Source organism: Pseudorhodoferax sp. Leaf274 (genome assembly GCF_001422445.1).
Taxonomy (GTDB): Bacteria; Pseudomonadota; Gammaproteobacteria; order Burkholderiales; family Burkholderiaceae_C; genus Pseudorhodoferax.
Map to the genome: position 1 here is coordinate 249,064 of NZ_LMNA01000023.1, position 14,421 is coordinate 263,484.

Here is a 14,421-nt window from a genome sequence, read left to right on the forward strand (position 1 = left end):
GCGCCTACTTCAGCGGCTTCTCTTCGGAAGGCACGGGTGCGGCCTCGTCGGGCGCCTTCGGTGTGTCGGACGCATGGTGCTCCATGGGGGTCTTCTTGCCCGGCTGCGGCGTCGCGTCTGCGCCCGGGGCGATCTCTTCGTTGCGGTGCTTCTTGGCCTGTTGGACCTTCTTGTCGTGGGCAACGTTGCGTGGATCGGTCATCGTCTTGGTCTTTCGGTTGGTGAAAGCCCATGGTTGCGCTGGCCGGCGCGCGGCGCGGGTAGGACAAGCGGACGTTGGACCACGGCGCACGCGAGGAATTGCTGCGGTCCGGGCGGCCCGCAACACTGGCGCCAGCAGCCCGCACCCATGGGGGCCGGCGATGTCCTCAGGGCGGCTTGACGCCCTTGCGCAACAGGGCCACGAGCGTGTCGGCGACGATGTCCAGGTTCACCCCGTCCGGATCGAGCAGGTACTGCGACACCGCGCCGCGCAGCGTCGAGACGATCACCATCGCCAGGCCCTGGGGGTCGATGGCCTGGTCGATCTCGCCCTTGGCCATGCCGGTGCGGATCTCCTCTTCGAAGAACAGCAGCGTGCGCGCGTTGGCCGGCCGCACCTCCTTCAGCAGGCCCGGCATGGTCGAGAAGGACTCCGCCCAGATCACGTTCATGGCGCGCGAACGCTCGGGGTCCACGCGCACCAGCGCCAGGTACGAGCGGATGGTGGCGTCGATGTTCAGCAGCCCGGGCGTGATGCGGCCCGGGATGTGCTCGCGCGCCCACGCAGTGGCCCGGGTGCGGAAGCGGCCCACGATGAAGCCGTAGACCTCCAGCAGCAGCTTTTCCTTGGTCTTGAAGTAGTAGTTGGGCAGCGAGTGGCTGTAGCCCGATTCGCGCCCCACGTCGACCAGCGAGAGCCTGGAGGCGCCATCGCGCGCGATCAGCCGGATGGCGGTCTGGACCATGCGGCTGATCGCCACCTCGCGGAGTTCGGCATTGGTCTTGGGCGTGTCGCCCGGGTCTTCAGGACGTTCCATGGATGCAGGCTGTGGACTGGGGACGCATTGTCGTCATGCCTGCACCGGGCCCGCTAGCGTCCTTTCCAGACCGGCTTGCGCTTCTCGACGAAGGCCTGCAGCCCCTCCTTGCGGTCTTCCGACTCGATGGCGCGGTTGGCGATCGGCATCTGCCGCTCCCAGGCTTCCCCCTCGGTCCAGTTGGTGCCCTGGAACACGATCTCCTTGGTGGCGGCCAGCGCGGTCGGGCCGTTGGCCATCATCTTCTCGGCGATCTCCAGCGCCGTGGCCAGCGCCTGCCCCGGCGGCACCACCCGGTTGACGAGGCCCCAGCGCTCGAAGAACTCCGGCCCGCGCAGTTCGGCCGTCAGCGCCAGCTCCATGGCCAGGTGGTAGGGGATGCGGCGCGGCAGGCGGAACAGGCCGCCGCCGATGGCGATCACGTTGTGCCGCGCCTCGGGCAGGCCCATGCGCGCGTTGCTGGCCGCCACGATGATGTCGCACGACAGGCACAGCTCCAGGCCGCCGCCCACGGCCACGCCTTCCACCGCGGCGATCAAGGGCTTGCGCGGTGGCCGCTTGAACACGCCGAAGCCGCCGCGCGGCGGCCGCTCGCGCAGCTCGCCACGGGCCGCGGCCTTGAGGTCGGCGCCGGCCGAGAAGTCGCCGCCGGCCCCGGTCACGATGCCGACGAACAGGTCGTCGGTCGCGTCCAGCTCGTCCATCGCCGCGTTCATGGCCAGGCCCAGCGCGCCGTTGGCGGCGTTCTTGACCTCGGGCCGGTTCAGCGTCACCACCAGCACGTGGCCGCGCCGTACGGTCAGCACCACGGGTTGTTGTTCAGACATGCGGTGTTCCTTTCACAGCGCGAAGGTGAAGCCGCCGTTGACGGGGTAGACCTGCCCGGTGATGTAGTCGCTGGCGCCCGAACTCAGGAACAGCACCATGGCCGCCACGTCGCTGGGCTTGCCCAGGCGGCGGATGATGTATTTCTCGAGGATGCGCTTGGCGCGCTCGGGGTCGGCGGCCATGCGCTCTTCGATCATCGGCGTGCCCATGGCCGCGATCACCACGCAGTTGGCGTTGATGTGGTGCCGGCCCATGCCGCGCGCCACCGAGCGCATGAAGCCCGCCGCACCGGCCTTGGCGCCGGCGTAGACCTCCAGGCCCGCATCGCCGAAGCGGCTGGCGTCCGAGATGATGGTCACGATCTTGCCGCCCTTGCGCTCGATCATGCCGGGCAGCGCGCCCGCGGTGCAGTTCATCACGCCGTCGAAGTTCACGCCGATCCACGACTTCCAGACCTCTGGGCTGGTCTCGTAGAAGGGCTTGCGCACGGCCTCGTCGGGGTTGGCACCGGCATTGCCGGCGTTGTTCACCAGCACGTCGACGCGGCCGTAGTGCGCGAAGGCCTTGGCGTACATCGCCATCACGCTGGCGTGGCTGCTCACGTCGGCCTGCAGCGCGATGGCCTTGCCGCCCTCGGCGTTGATCTCGTCGGCCACCGCCTGCGCGCGCTCCAGCACGTAGTCGTTGACGACGATGCCTTCGGCGCCGTGCGCGGCCATGAAGCGCGCGATCTCGCGCCCCACGTTCTGGCCCGCGCCGGTGACCAGCGCCACCTTGCCCTGCATGCTCAGGATGTCTTGCATTTCCAGTGCTCCTCGTTCAAACCTTGCGGTCGGTGTGTTGCCAAAAGGGGGCGCGCAGCTCGCGCTTGAGCAGCTTGCCCACGGTGTTGCGCGGCAGCTCGCCGACGATGCGGATCGCGCGCGGCCGCTTGTAGGAAGCCAGCCGGTCGACGCAGTGCGCCAGCAGCTCGTCCTCGGTCACGGGGTGGCCCGGCTTGGGCTCGCAGAAGGCCATCACGCGCTCGCCCATCTCCTCGTCGGGAATGCCGATCACTGCGGCATCCGACAGGGCCGGGTGGGTCAGCAGCGCAGCCTCGACTTCGGCCGGGTAGATGTTCACGCCGCCCGAGATCACCATGTCCTTGGCCCGGTCGCTGATCCACAGGTAGCCGTCGGCATCCAGGTGGCCCATGTCGCCGGTGCGGAAGTAGCCGCGCGCGTCCAGCGTCTCGGTGTCCAGCGGCGGCGCGTTCAGGTAGTTGCGGATGTTGGCCGGCGTCCAGGCCCAGATCTCGCCGGTCTCGCCCGTGGGCAACACCTCGCCGCCGGGGCCGCGGATCTCCAGCCGCACGTGGCGGTAGGGCAGGCCGCTGGAGCCGGGCTTGGCCTGCTGCATGGCCGGCGGCATGTGCGTGACCATGCCGGTCTCGGTGCTGCCGTAGCCCTCGTGCAGGCAGTCGCCCAGGTGGGCGATGATCCAGCGCTTGAGGTCGGCCGACACCGGCGCCGCGCCCACCGTCAGCTGCTCGATGGAGCCCAGGTCGTGCCGCGCGATGGCCTCTGGCGGCAGCGCGGCGATGCGCTTGTACATGGTGGGCACGCCGGTCCAGTGCGTGAGCCGGTGCCGCGCGATCAGGGCCAGCGCTTCCTCGGCATCGAAGCGGCGCTGCAGCACCGTCAGCGCGCCGGCGCGCTGGGCCGACCACAGCTGGCCCGGGCCCGAGCCGTGGTGCATGGGCATGGACAGCAGGTAGGCGGCGCGGCCCGCGGTCTGGCGCCGCGAGCGCACATCGAGCAGGTATTCGGTGGTGACGGGATCGTCGGCGCTGGGCTTGCGGTCCAGCACCACACCCTTGGGCAACCCGGTGGTGCCCGAGGTGTAGATGATCAGCGGCGGATCGCCGGTGGAGAACAGCGGCGGCGCGGTGGGTGCGCTGGCCATCAGTTCGGCCAGCGTCACGAAGCCGGGGGCCGGCGCGTCCAGCGACACCGCCAGCTTGAGCGTGTGGCCTTCGAAGGCCGGCAGCAGCGCCCCGGGGTCGGCGTCGTCGCAGACGATGGCGTTGGCGCGGCTGTTGTTCAGCACATGGCGGATCTCGGCGTTCGTCAGCCGCCAGTTCAGGCCCAGCAGCCAGCAGCCCAGCTTGGCCAGCGCCGAGGCGACCACGGGCCATTCGAGCCGCGTCTGCGTGCGCAGCACGACGATGTCGCCAGGCCCCAGGCCGCGCGCGTGCAGTGCGGCGGCCAGGCGGTCGGCCTGGGTGTTCCACTCGGCCCAGCGCAGCTGCCGGTCGCCATCGACCAGCGCGACGGCATCGGGTTGGGCGGCGGCCCAGTGTTCCAGGGTGCCGGGCAGCGCGGCAGCGTGCAGTGTGGTGTGCATGGGGTTCCTCATGCCAGCAGGTGGCGCGCGATCACGCGGTACTTGTGCACGTCGGTCGGGCCCTCGTAGATGCGGGCCATGCGCTGGTGGTCGTACCAGTGCGCGAGCGGCGATTCGTAGGTGCAGCCGGCCGCGCCGTGGATCTGGATCGCGCGGTCGACCACGCGGTCCACCATCTCGGTGCAGAGCATCTTGAGCATGCCGGCCTGCACCCGCGTGTCCTGCCCGGCGTCGTCCTGCGCGGCGCAGTGGAACAGCATGAGCCGGTTCTGCTGGATCTCGATCCACGAGTCCACGATCTTCGATTGCACGGCCTGCTTCTCGGACAGCGGGCCGCCGAAGGCCACGCGCTGCTTGGCGTGCTCGACCATCATCTCGTAGGCGCGCTGGGCCACGCCGAGCGCGCGCGCCGCCACGTCGAAGCGCGCGGCCGACAGCGCCTGCTGCGCGCCCTTGAAGCCCTGGCCCTCGCCGCCGATCAGCGCCAGCGCGTCGACCTCGCAATCGGAGAAGGTCAGCTGGTGCGTCTTGAAGCCGCCCAGCATGGGCACCTCGCGCGCGTGCAGCCCGGGGTTGTCCTTGGCGACAGCGAACATCGAGATGCCGCCGGCGCCCTTGTTCTTGTCGGTGCGGGCCACGACGAAGACGACGTCGGCCTCCTGGAAGCTGCTGATCCAGATCTTGGCGCCGTTGATCACCCAGCCGCGGTCGGTCTCGCGGGCATGCGTGAGGATGGCGCCGGCCGGGTCGCCGCCGCCGCCGGGCTCGGTCTGCGCAAAGCAGTAGTTGAGCCGGCCCTCCAGGATGGGGTCGAGGTAGCGCGCGCGCTGCTCGCCCTGCAGCGCATACAGCGGGCCGAGCGCGCTGCCGCCGAAGCGCAGCGGCGTGAGGCAGCGGAAGTTCTCCTCGGTGATGGCCATCCTGTCGACCAGCGAGAGGCCGGCGCCGCCGAACTCGGGCGGCGCCGTCAGGCCCCACAGGCCGACCGCGCGCGCGGCCTGCGTGCCGCTCGCGTAGTCGCGGCGCGCCAGCGTCTCGCCGCGCAGCACGCGGGCTTCCAGCGGCATCTGGTGCTCCTGCACCAGGCGGCGCACCAGGTCGGTCAGGGCGCGGGTCTCTTCGTTCAGGGCGTACAAGGGGTTTCCTTTCAGGTCAGCACGCCGTCGCGGCGGAAGGCGTCGATTTCTGGGTCGCTGTAGCCCGCCACCTCGCGCAGCACCTGATCGGTGGCGTCGCCGATCCGCGGGGCGGGGCGGGCCGGCAGCGGCGCGGCGGGCGTGATGGCGCACTGCGCGTTGCGCATGCGCACGCTGCCGATCTGCGGGTCGCTGATCTGGCCGTAATAGCCATCGGCCAGCAGGTCGGGGTCGGTCGCCAGCTCGGTGTGGTTGCAGACCACGTGGGCCGGGATGCCCTGGGCCTGTAAGGCCTGCTCCAGCGTCCCGGCCTGCTGGTCGGCGGTCCAGGCCGAGAGCAGCGCGTGCAGGTCGCCGCGGTGGCGCAGGCGGCCGAGCAGGGTGTCGAAGTCGGCGGCGTCCAGGCGCGGCGCGGCCAGCCGGCGCAGCGCCTGCCAGTGCGCGTCGGCCGAGGCATCGAGTGCGATCCAGCGGTCGTCGCCGGCGCAGCGGAACACGCCGCTGGGCGCGCGCAGCGGGTCCACCGCGTCGCCCTGGCGCTGCGGCACCGTGCCGTTGGCGGCGTGGGCGAACCAGGCCGGCAGCAGGAACTGCAGTCCGGCCTCGGCCTGGGCCACGTCGACATAGCAGCCCTGGCCGGTCAGGTCGCGCCGGCGCAGCGCTGCCAGCAGGGCCGCCACGATGAAGCGCGGCGTGACGGCATCGGTCCAGGCGTTGAACGGGCCGGTCGGCGCGCGGTCGGGCCAGCCCGCCAGCAGGCTGGCCCCGGAATAGGCGGCACCCAGCGTGCCCACGCCGCTGGCGCTGCGGTGCGGGCCGGTCTGGCCGAACAGGCAGCTGGCGGCCATCACCAGGCGTGGGTTCTCCAGGCGCAGGCGTTCCCAGCCCAGGCCCATGCGGTCCAGCGTGCCGGCTGTGAAGCTCTCGATCACCACGTCCACCTGGCGCACCAGGCGCCGCACGATGCCGCGGCCGGCTTCGGTGGAGAGGTCGAGCGCCACGCTGCGCTTGCCGGCGTTGATGAAGTGGTAGGACAGCGTGCGTTCCGGGTGCGGCGTGCCGTCGCGGTAAGGCCCCAGCGTGCGCAGCGGGTCGATGCGCCTGGCGCTCTCGACCTTGATCACGTCGGCGCCGAAGTCGGCCAGGTAGCGCCCGCTCATGGGGCCGACCATGACCCAGCTCAGGTCGAGCACGCGCAGGTGGGCGAGGGGTGGTGCGGTCATGGGGGCTACACGATGGCGTGGGTGAACAGGGCCTGGATCTCGTCGGCCGACAGGCCGAGCTCCGTCAGCAATGCGTGCGTGTGTTCGGACAGGCGTGGCGCCGGGTACCGCAGCGTTGTGGCGAAACTGTCGCTGCGCACCACGTGGGCGGGTGCGTCCACCACCACGCCGTCGATGAGCGGCTGGCGCAGCCACAGGCCGCGCTCGCGGTACTGGTCGAACGCGGCGATGTCGGCCATGTCCATCAGCGGCGCGGCGAAGAAGCCGTGCGTGCGCGCGGCCGTGCCCACCTCGTCCTTGGTGCGGCTGGCGATGGCGCTGCGCAGGCCGTCGACCAGTTGCTGCAGCTGGCCGGCGCAGTGCGCGGTGTCCTCGGTCGGAAAGCGCGTCCAGTCGACCTCGGCGATGGCGGCGTCCAGCGTGCCGGCGGCGACGGCCCAGGCCGCCATGCGCGCCGTGATGCCGCCGAAGCCGCCGAACGCCACCGAGACCTGCACGTAGCCGTCGCGGCAGGGCAGGAAGCTGGGCACCTCGACGCCGGCCACCGAGCGCTTGGCCTGGCCGCGCCGCGGCGGCTGCTCGGGCGTGTCGGCGTAGTAGGGCAGCGAGAACGCGCTCATCATCGCGGCGGCGCGCATCGACACTTCCACGTGCTGGCCGCTGCCGTCGCGCGTGCGGGCCGCCAGCGCGGCCAGCATGCCGATGGCGGCCTCGCAGCCGGCCTCCAGCATGGCCTGCGGCACCGGCAGGAACAAGGGCGCGCGGTCGGCATCGCCGGTCTGCAGCGGCACGCCGGCGGCGGCCACCAGCGTGCGGTCGGTCCAGGCGTAACCGCTCTTGGGGCCGCTGGCCGAGAACGGCCGCACCACGCAATGCACGAGCCCGGTGTCGGCCAGGTCGGCACAGCGGGCGGGCGCGGCCTCGACCACGGCGTCGGCCGTGGCGGCCAGGCGGCGCAGCAGATCCTGGCCGTCGGGGCTGTCCAGGTCCAGCGTCAGGCTGCGCTTGTTGCGGTTCAGCGCATGCCAGCTGAGGCTGCGGTCCAAGCCCACCTGCTCGTGCAGGAAGGGCGCCATGCGCCGGCCGGCCGCACCACCGGGCGGCTCGACCACCACCACATCGGCGCCGAGGTCGGCCAGCACCAGCCCGGCCAGCATGGTGGACGGAGCGGACAGCTCGAGGACGCGTAGACCGTTCAGCACAAGACAACTCCTGAAGTGGCGTGACCTTAAACAAATTAGATAGTGATCAAGTATCTAGTTTTCCCCATCAGGGGAAACGCGGAGTTGGTGTCTTTGATACTTGCATCGCATCTAATAAGTAAACACACTCGCCCTGTCGACACGAACCAATACCCGAACGGAAGCCGCCATGCCCGTGCAAGCCCTGAAGCCTTCGCTCTACGCCGTGCCGCCGGATGCGCGCACGCCCCCCCGATTGCTGGGCGGGCGCTGCCGCTGCGGCCATGTGTTCTTCCCGATGCAGACCTACGGCTGCGAGAAATGCGGCGCCACCGGCGACGCGCTGCAGCCGGCCGCGCTGCCGGCCACCGGCACGCTGGTGGCCTCGTCGCGCGTGCTGATGCATGCCCGCAAGGACCGCGAGCCGCCGTATGTGGTGGTGTCGGTGCGGCTGGACGACGGCCCGGTGGTGCGCACGCTGCTGGACGAGGACACGGCCGAGGTCATCGCCATCGGCGCGCCCATGCGCGGCCGGCTCATGGAGGTGGGCCGCAGCGAGGCGGGCGCCGCCCTGGTCGACCTGCGCTTCACCCGCGTTAGCTGATTCCCAACGTTCCGGAGACTCCGATGCCCCAATCCCTGGCGCGCATGCGCCCTGTCTATGTGGTCGGCGTGGGCTGGCACCGCTACCAGCCGCTCAGCGACACGCCCTACCCTGCGCTGGGCCTGGCCGCGGTGCGCGGCGCGCTGGCGGATGCCGGTGTCGAATGGCCGGCCGTGGAATCGGCCTACATGGCCACCGCGCTGCTGCCCATGGCGCCGGGCCGGCCCATGCTGCGCCACCTGGGCGCCACCGGCCTGCCCATCGTGCACATCGAGAACGCGTCGGCCTCGGGCTCGGCCGCGTTCCGCCAGGCCTGCATGGAAGTGGCTAGCGGCTGCAGCGACCTGGTGCTGGCCGTGGGCGTGGACAAGCCCACCGGCGGGCCGGTGGCGCGCGGCGAGCAGGCCTGCGGCATCGACCACCTGGCCGACGACGCCATCGTGCCGTTCACCCACTTCGCGCTGCTGGCCGACCAGTACGCGCAGCGCTGGGGCGTCTCGCACGACGACATCGCGCGCGTGGCCGTCAAGAACCACGGCAACGGCGCCAAGAACCCGTTCGCCCAGCGCCAGCAGGCGCGCACGCTGGAGGAGGTGCTGGGCGGCCGCGCGGTCTCGGGCCGGCTCACCACGCTGCAGTGCACGCCGGTGGGCGAGGGCGCAGCGGCGGTGATCGTGGCTTCGGAAGACGCGATCCGCCGCCTGGGCATCGGGGCCGACAAGCCGATCCGCGTGACCGGTTCGGCCGCGCGCAGCCAGCGCGTGTACGACGAGCCCACCCGCTTCGATGCCAACCTGACGGCCGAGACCACGCAGCTGGCAATCGCCGAATCCGGCCTGCGCGCCGACCAGTTCGACATCGTGGAGCTGCACGACGCCTTCACGGTCGAGGAGGTCGAGTACGTCGAGGCCATGGGCATGTGCAAGCCGGGCCAGGCCGTGCCGCTGCTGAAGGAAGGCGCCTGGGACATCGGCGGGCGCTGCGCCGTCAACCCCTCGGGCGGCCTGATCGCCATGGGCCACCCCATCGGCCCGACCGGCCTGGGCCAGATCGGCGAGATCACGCTGCAGCTGCGCGGCGCTGCCGGCGCACGACAGCACGCTGGCGCGAAGACCGGGCTGGCGCACATGGTGGGCGTGGGCGCGGTCTGCTACGTGCACACGTTGCAGCGGGATTGAGCCAGTCCGACGCGGCGAACTAAGCCGCGCGCACACAACGAGAAGGAGACAGGACATGACGGCATGGCGTCGCGTCGCTTGGGGCGCAGCGAGGACAGCGGTCACGCTGCTGGCGGTATCGCTCGTGAGCTTCCTGCTGGTGGCGCTGTTGCCGGGCGACCTGGCCCTGCTGATCCTGGCCGATTCGGCCACGCCCGAGCGCCTGGCCTCGCTGCGCGCCGAACTGGGCCTGGACCAGCCGCTGTGGCTGCGCTACCTCACCTGGATGGGCAACGTGTTGCACGGCGACCTGGGCCACGGCATCCATTCGGGCGAGGCCACGCTGGACGTGATCCTCTCGCGCCTGCCCGTCACCATCGAGCTGATCCTGCTGACCCAGGTGGTGGCGCTGGGCCTGGCGATCCCGCTCGGCATCTGGAGCGCGTACCGGCGCGGCTCGGCGGTCGACCACACCACGCTTGCCGCCTGCCTGGCGCTGCTGTCCACGCCCGCCTTCGTGCTGGCACTGGCCATGGTCTACGTGTTCGCGCTGCAGCTGCAATGGCTGCCGGCCACGGGCTTCGTGTCTTTGTCCGAAGGCGTGTGGGACAACCTGCAGAGCATGGCCATGCCGGTGCTCTCGCTGGCGCTGATCGAGGTGCCGGTCTACCTGCGGCTGCTGCGCAGCGAGATGGTGGCCACGCTGCAGCAGAACTTCATCGCGCTGGCGCGCGGCATGGGGCTGCCGACCTGGCGCATCCTGTTCGAGAACGCGCTGCGGCCCTCGTCGCTGAACCTCATCACCGTGGTCGGCATCAACATGGGCCGGCTCATGGGCGGCGCCATCATCATCGAGAGCATGTTCGCGCTGCCGGGTGTGGGGCAGCTGCTGGTGGAGTCGATCTACCAGCAGGAGTACCTGGTCACGCAGGGCATCGTGCTGTTCGTGGCGGTGGCCTTCATCGGCATCAACTTGCTGACGGACGTGGTCTATGCGCTGGTCGATCCGCGCCTCTTGCGCGACGCGGAGGCATGAGATGAGCAGCACCGCATCTCTGGGCCGAGCGCAGCGATGGCCCGACCGCGAGGCCGAGCGCAGCGATGGCCCGTCTGGGACTTCCCCCTGTGCCCCTGCCGAGGAGCGCAGTGCCATGGGCTGCGCGGGGAACCTCGCGCTTTGTGAACTGACTCATTGCGCTTGTTCGAATGCAGTGAACGAAGTGAACAGCATGAGTTGCGCAATGCAGCCCATGGCGCGAGCACCGCAGGTTGCCCGGAGCGCCAGCGCAGGGACAGGGGCACCGGGGTCGCCTTCTTTTGCTTACTTTTCTTGGCGAAGCAAGAAAAGTAAGTCCGGGTGTGGGCTGGATAGCNAAGTGAACAGCATGAGTTGCGCAATGCAGCCCATGGCGCGAGCACCGCAGGTTGCCCGGAGCGCCAGCGCAGGGACAGGGGCACCGGGGTCGCCTTCTTTTGCTTACTTTTCTTGGCGAGACAAGAAAAGTCAGTCGGGGTGTGGGGATGAAGTCCCCACCTCCTCACGTCGATCAGACGTGGTGTTTCCTGCTGGCACCAGAGGCCGGGATGTGCGCCCGGCAGCGCAGTCACTTTCTCTTGCTCCGCCAAGAGAAAGTAACCAAAGAGAAGGCGGCCCCGGTGCCCCCGTCCCTCCGCTGGCGCTCCGGGCAACCTGCGGTGCTCGCGGCCTGGGCGCATTGCACAACTCGCACCGTTCACTGCGTTCACTCAGCTCGAACAAGTGCANCGACCCTCCGCTGGCGCTCCGGGCAACCTGCGGTGCTCGCGGCCTGGGCGCATTGCACAACTCGCACCGTTCACTGCGTTCACTCAGCTCGAACAAGTGCAATGAGTCAGATGTTGAAGCGCGAGGTTCCCCGCGCCGCCCAGGCCACTGCGCTCCTCGGCGTGGGCACAGGGGTGGGAGCGGGGGCACACACGGGCCATCGCTGCGCTCGGCCGGGCCGATTCGTGCGTGCAACGCCGGAGGACACTGAGATGCGCAAAACCCGTTCCGTCTACCGCGTAGCGCTGGTCTGGCTCGCGCTCGTGCTGCTGGCCGCGTTGACAGCCGACTGGCTGCCGATCCACGATGCGCTGCACCAGAGCCTGGCCGACATGCTCAAGCCACCGAGCGCGGCGCAGTGGTTCGGCGCCGACTCGCTGGGCCGCGACGTGTTCTCGCGCACGCTGCACGGCTTTCGCATCACGCTGCTGGTGAGCCTGGGCTCGGTCGGCCTGGCATTGGTCGTGGGCACCGTGGTGGGCGTGTGCGCAGGCTACTTCCGCGGCTGGATCGAGCGCGTGATCCTCGTCGTCATCGACGTGCTGCTGGCCTTTCCGCCGCTGGTGCTGGTGATCGCCATGGTGGCCTACCCGGGCCTGCCGCTGGCCAAGGTGGTGATCGCGCTGGGCATCGTGTTCGTGCCGGCCACCACGCGCATCGCGCGCGCCAACACGCTGCGCTTCTCGGGGCTGGAGTTCGTCACCGCGGCGCGCGCGGCCGGCATGAGCGACGCCCGCATCATCGGGCGCGAGCTGCTGCCCAACCTGGTGCCGCCGATGCTGGCCTACGGCCTGCTGCTGGTGGCCATCGCCGCACTGGCCGAGGCGGCGCTGAGCTTCCTGGGCCTGGGCATCCCGCCGCCGGCGCCCTCGCTGGGCAGCATGATGGCTGGCGAGCAGTCGCGCGTGATGGAGGCGCCGCACGCGGTGTTCTTCCCGGCGCTGATGCTGTTCCTGACCATCTTCGCGCTCAACATCGTGGGCGAGGAAGTGCAGCGCCGCCACGACGGCCGCGCGGGGGCCGCATGATGGATGCCACCCCACCGCTGCTCCAGGTCGAGGACCTGCAGACCCACTTCGACCTGCCGCAGGGCGTGCTGCGCGCGGTCGACGGCGTGTCGTTCACGCTCTCCGCCGGCCGCACCTTGGGCGTGGTGGGCGAGTCGGGTTCTGGCAAGTCGGTGCTGGCGCGCAGCATCATCGGCCTGCTGCCGGCCGACCGCACGCTCACGCCCGGCGGCCGCGTGGTGTTCGACGGGCGCGACCTGCGCCAGCTCGGCGAGGCCGAAATGCGCCAGGTGCGCGGGCGCCAGATCGCGATGATCTTCCAGGACCCGCTGACCTCGCTGAACCCGGTGCTGACCATCGGCCGGCAGATCGAGCAGGTGCTGCGCCAGCACACCGACCTGTCGTCCAAGGCCGCGGCCGAGCGCGCCGTGGAGCTGCTCGACGAGGTCGGCATCCCCGACCCACGCCAGCGCGCCCGCGAGTACGCGCACCGCATGTCGGGCGGCATGCGCCAGCGCGTGGTGATCGCCATCGCGCTGGCCTGCAAGCCGCGCCTGCTGATCGCCGACGAGCCCACCACAGCGCTGGACGTGACGGTGCAGGCGCAGATCCTCGAGCTGCTGCGCCGCCTGCAGGACGCGCACCAGATGGCCATGGTGCTGATCACCCACAACCTGGGCGTGGTGGCCGAGATGTGCGACGACGTGGCCGTGATGTACGCCGGCCGCGTGGTCGAGCGCGGCCCGGTGGCGGCCGTGCTGCAGCGCCCGCGCATGCGCTACACGCAGGCGCTGCTGGAGTCGGTGCCCAGCATGACGGCGGCACCGCACGCCCGGCTGCCGGTGATCGAAGGCGCGCCGCCCGATCTCGTGCATCCACCGGCCGGCTGCAGCTTTGCGCCGCGCTGCCGGCATGCGGTGGAGAACTGCAGCGCGCAGCGCCCGCCCTTGACGGGTGCGGGCGAAGGCCGCGCGTTCGCGTGCTGGGTGCCCGCACCCCAATTCCAGGAGGCATGAATGGCAGGCAGTGGCACGGCCCACCTCACGACCGAAGGCGCGCTGCTGAGCGCGCGCCACCTCGTCAAGACCTACCGCGCCAAGGGCAGCCGGCGCGTGCAGGCGCTGTCCGATGTGTCGTTCGACCTGCTGCGCGGCGAGACGCTGGGCGTGGTCGGCGAGTCGGGTTCCGGAAAATCCACGTTGGCGCGCGCGGTGCTGGCGCTGCCGCAGCCGGACAGCGGCGAGGTGCGCTTCGACGGCGAACCGGTCTACACCGCCGCCGGCGCGCGGCTGCGCGCGCTGCGCTGGCGCATGCAGATGGTGTTCCAGGACCCGATGTCCTCGCTGAACCCGGCCCACCGCATCCTCGACGTGGTGCAGATGCCGCTGGAGGTGGCCGGCCGCGGCGACGCCGCCTCGCGCCGCGCCACGGCGATGGAAACGCTGGCGAGCGTGGGGCTGGACGGTGCGGTGGTCGGCAACCGGCGTTCCTACGAGCTGTCGGGCGGGCAGTGCCAGCGCGTGAGCATCGCGCGGGCGCTGGTGCTGCGGCCCGAGCTGCTGGTCTGCGACGAGCCGGTCTCGGCGCTCGATGTGTCGGTGCAGGCCCAGGTGCTGAACCTGCTGGAGGACGCCAAGGAGAAGTTCCGCCTGACCATGCTGTTCATCTCGCACGACCTGGGCGTGGTGCGCGGCATCAGCGACCGCGTGATGGTGATGTACCTGGGCAAGGTCTGCGAGATCGCGCCCACGGCCTCGCTGTACAGCGCGCCGCGCCACCCTTACACGGCCACGCTGCTGGCCTCGGTGCCCACGCTGGAGCCGAGCCGGCGCGCGCTGCGGCCGGCGCTGGTGCGCGGCGAGACGCCGTCGCCGCTGGCCGTGCCCTCGGGCTGCCGCTTCCGCACGCGCTGCCCGCGTGCCAGCGACCGCTGCAGCCAGGAGGAGCCGCAGATCGCTGCGGCCAGCGGCGCGCCCGAGGGGCATTTCGTGGCCTGCCACCACCCGCTGGCCGCCGGTGCGGCGCAGGTCGCCGTGCCGCTGGCGTGCGCCGCCTGAGCTGCGGATTTCGTCGATTC

At 70.8% G+C, this 14,421-nt stretch carries 14 protein-coding genes; 6 read left to right on the forward strand and 8 right to left on the reverse strand.

The features are described 5' to 3' along the window. Positions 1-4 precede the first annotated feature (4 nt). From ASF44_RS18385 to ASF44_RS18420, 8 genes are all read right to left on the reverse strand, one after another. Positions 5-202: a hypothetical protein gene (locus ASF44_RS18385; RefSeq protein ID WP_056900671.1), complete on the reverse strand. Its 198-nt coding sequence runs from the start codon at positions 200-202 to the stop codon at positions 5-7. A gap of 166 nt (positions 203-368) precedes the next feature. Further along, complete coding sequence (locus ASF44_RS18390; RefSeq protein ID WP_056900672.1) at positions 369-1,019, reverse strand: TetR/AcrR family transcriptional regulator; 651 nt, start codon at positions 1,017-1,019, stop codon at positions 369-371. 53 nt (positions 1,020-1,072) lie between these two features. After that, positions 1,073-1,846: a crotonase/enoyl-CoA hydratase family protein gene (locus tag ASF44_RS18395; protein ID WP_056900673.1), complete on the reverse strand. Its 774-nt coding sequence runs from the start codon at positions 1,844-1,846 to the stop codon at positions 1,073-1,075. Positions 1,847-1,858: 12 nt separating this feature from the next. Further along, positions 1,859-2,650, reverse strand: a complete 792-nt coding sequence (locus ASF44_RS18400; RefSeq protein ID WP_056900674.1) for an SDR family NAD(P)-dependent oxidoreductase — start codon at positions 2,648-2,650, stop codon at positions 1,859-1,861. A 16-nt stretch (positions 2,651-2,666) separates the two neighbouring features. Further along, a complete protein-coding gene (locus ASF44_RS18405; RefSeq protein WP_082524875.1) occupies positions 2,667-4,232 on the reverse strand; it encodes a class I adenylate-forming enzyme family protein in 1,566 nt (521 codons plus the stop codon). An 8-nt stretch (positions 4,233-4,240) separates the two neighbouring features. Next, positions 4,241-5,368, reverse strand: coding sequence for an acyl-CoA dehydrogenase family protein (locus ASF44_RS18410; RefSeq protein ID WP_056900676.1), 1,128 nt, complete (start codon positions 5,366-5,368; stop codon positions 4,241-4,243). Between the two features lie 11 nt (positions 5,369-5,379). Continuing rightward, positions 5,380-6,591, reverse strand: coding sequence for a CaiB/BaiF CoA-transferase family protein (locus ASF44_RS18415; RefSeq protein WP_056900677.1), 1,212 nt, complete (start codon positions 6,589-6,591; stop codon positions 5,380-5,382). A gap of 5 nt (positions 6,592-6,596) precedes the next feature. Beyond that, on the reverse strand, positions 6,597-7,793 hold the full coding sequence (locus ASF44_RS18420) for a CaiB/BaiF CoA-transferase family protein (protein WP_156374583.1): 1,197 nt from the start codon (positions 7,791-7,793) through the stop codon (positions 6,597-6,599). Between the two features lie 169 nt (positions 7,794-7,962). Here ASF44_RS18420 and ASF44_RS18425 point away from each other — a divergent pair, with 169 nt between their 5' ends. The 6 genes from ASF44_RS18425 to ASF44_RS18450 all read left to right on the forward strand — a co-directional run bounded on the left by ASF44_RS18425 (position 7,963) and on the right by ASF44_RS18450 (position 14,401). Then, positions 7,963-8,376 (forward strand): Zn-ribbon domain-containing OB-fold protein, encoded by a 414-nt coding sequence (locus ASF44_RS18425; protein WP_056900679.1) that lies wholly within the window; start codon positions 7,963-7,965, stop codon positions 8,374-8,376. Between the two features lie 23 nt (positions 8,377-8,399). Further along, complete coding sequence (locus ASF44_RS18430) at positions 8,400-9,554, forward strand: thiolase family protein (protein ID WP_056900680.1); 1,155 nt, start codon at positions 8,400-8,402, stop codon at positions 9,552-9,554. A 55-nt stretch (positions 9,555-9,609) separates the two neighbouring features. Beyond that, positions 9,610-10,569, forward strand: coding sequence for an ABC transporter permease (locus ASF44_RS18435; RefSeq protein ID WP_056900681.1), 960 nt, complete (start codon positions 9,610-9,612; stop codon positions 10,567-10,569). 980 nt (positions 10,570-11,549) lie between these two features. Further along, positions 11,550-12,365, forward strand: a complete 816-nt coding sequence (locus ASF44_RS31200; RefSeq protein WP_056900682.1) for an ABC transporter permease — start codon at positions 11,550-11,552, stop codon at positions 12,363-12,365. Beyond that, positions 12,365-13,360, forward strand: a complete 996-nt coding sequence (locus ASF44_RS18445; RefSeq protein ID WP_235579264.1) for an ABC transporter ATP-binding protein — start codon at positions 12,365-12,367, stop codon at positions 13,358-13,360. The genes ASF44_RS31200 and ASF44_RS18445 overlap by 1 nt, the downstream gene beginning before the upstream one ends. Next, positions 13,361-14,401 carry an ABC transporter ATP-binding protein gene (locus ASF44_RS18450; RefSeq protein ID WP_056900684.1) on the forward strand — a complete coding sequence of 347 codons (1,041 nt, stop codon included), beginning with the start codon at positions 13,361-13,363 and terminating at the stop codon, positions 14,399-14,401. It abuts the gene before it with no gap. The last annotated feature ends 20 nt before the right edge of the window (positions 14,402-14,421 follow it).

Coding starts and splice junctions, on each gene's coding strand:
- ASF44_RS18445 (WP_235579264.1), top strand. CDS start 12,365: ATGGATGCCACCCCACCGCTGCTCCAGGTCGAGGACCTGCAGACCCAC.
- ASF44_RS31200 (WP_056900682.1), top strand. CDS start 11,550: ATGCGCAAAACCCGTTCCGTCTACCGCGTAGCGCTGGTCTGGCTCGCG.
- ASF44_RS18435 (WP_056900681.1), top strand. CDS start 9,610: ATGACGGCATGGCGTCGCGTCGCTTGGGGCGCAGCGAGGACAGCGGTC.
- ASF44_RS18400 (WP_056900674.1), bottom strand. CDS start 2,650: ATGCAAGACATCCTGAGCATGCAGGGCAAGGTGGCGCTGGTCACCGGC.
- ASF44_RS18430 (WP_056900680.1), top strand. CDS start 8,400: ATGCCCCAATCCCTGGCGCGCATGCGCCCTGTCTATGTGGTCGGCGTG.
- ASF44_RS18395 (WP_056900673.1), bottom strand. CDS start 1,846: ATGTCTGAACAACAACCCGTGGTGCTGACCGTACGGCGCGGCCACGTG.
- ASF44_RS18450 (WP_056900684.1), top strand. CDS start 13,361: ATGGCAGGCAGTGGCACGGCCCACCTCACGACCGAAGGCGCGCTGCTG.
- ASF44_RS18385 (WP_056900671.1), bottom strand. CDS start 202: ATGACCGATCCACGCAACGTTGCCCACGACAAGAAGGTCCAACAGGCC.
- ASF44_RS18405 (WP_082524875.1), bottom strand. CDS start 4,232: ATGCACACCACACTGCACGCTGCCGCGCTGCCCGGCACCCTGGAACAC.
- ASF44_RS18425 (WP_056900679.1), top strand. CDS start 7,963: ATGCCCGTGCAAGCCCTGAAGCCTTCGCTCTACGCCGTGCCGCCGGAT.
- ASF44_RS18415 (WP_056900677.1), bottom strand. CDS start 6,591: ATGACCGCACCACCCCTCGCCCACCTGCGCGTGCTCGACCTGAGCTGG.
- ASF44_RS18390 (WP_056900672.1), bottom strand. CDS start 1,019: ATGGAACGTCCTGAAGACCCGGGCGACACGCCCAAGACCAATGCCGAA.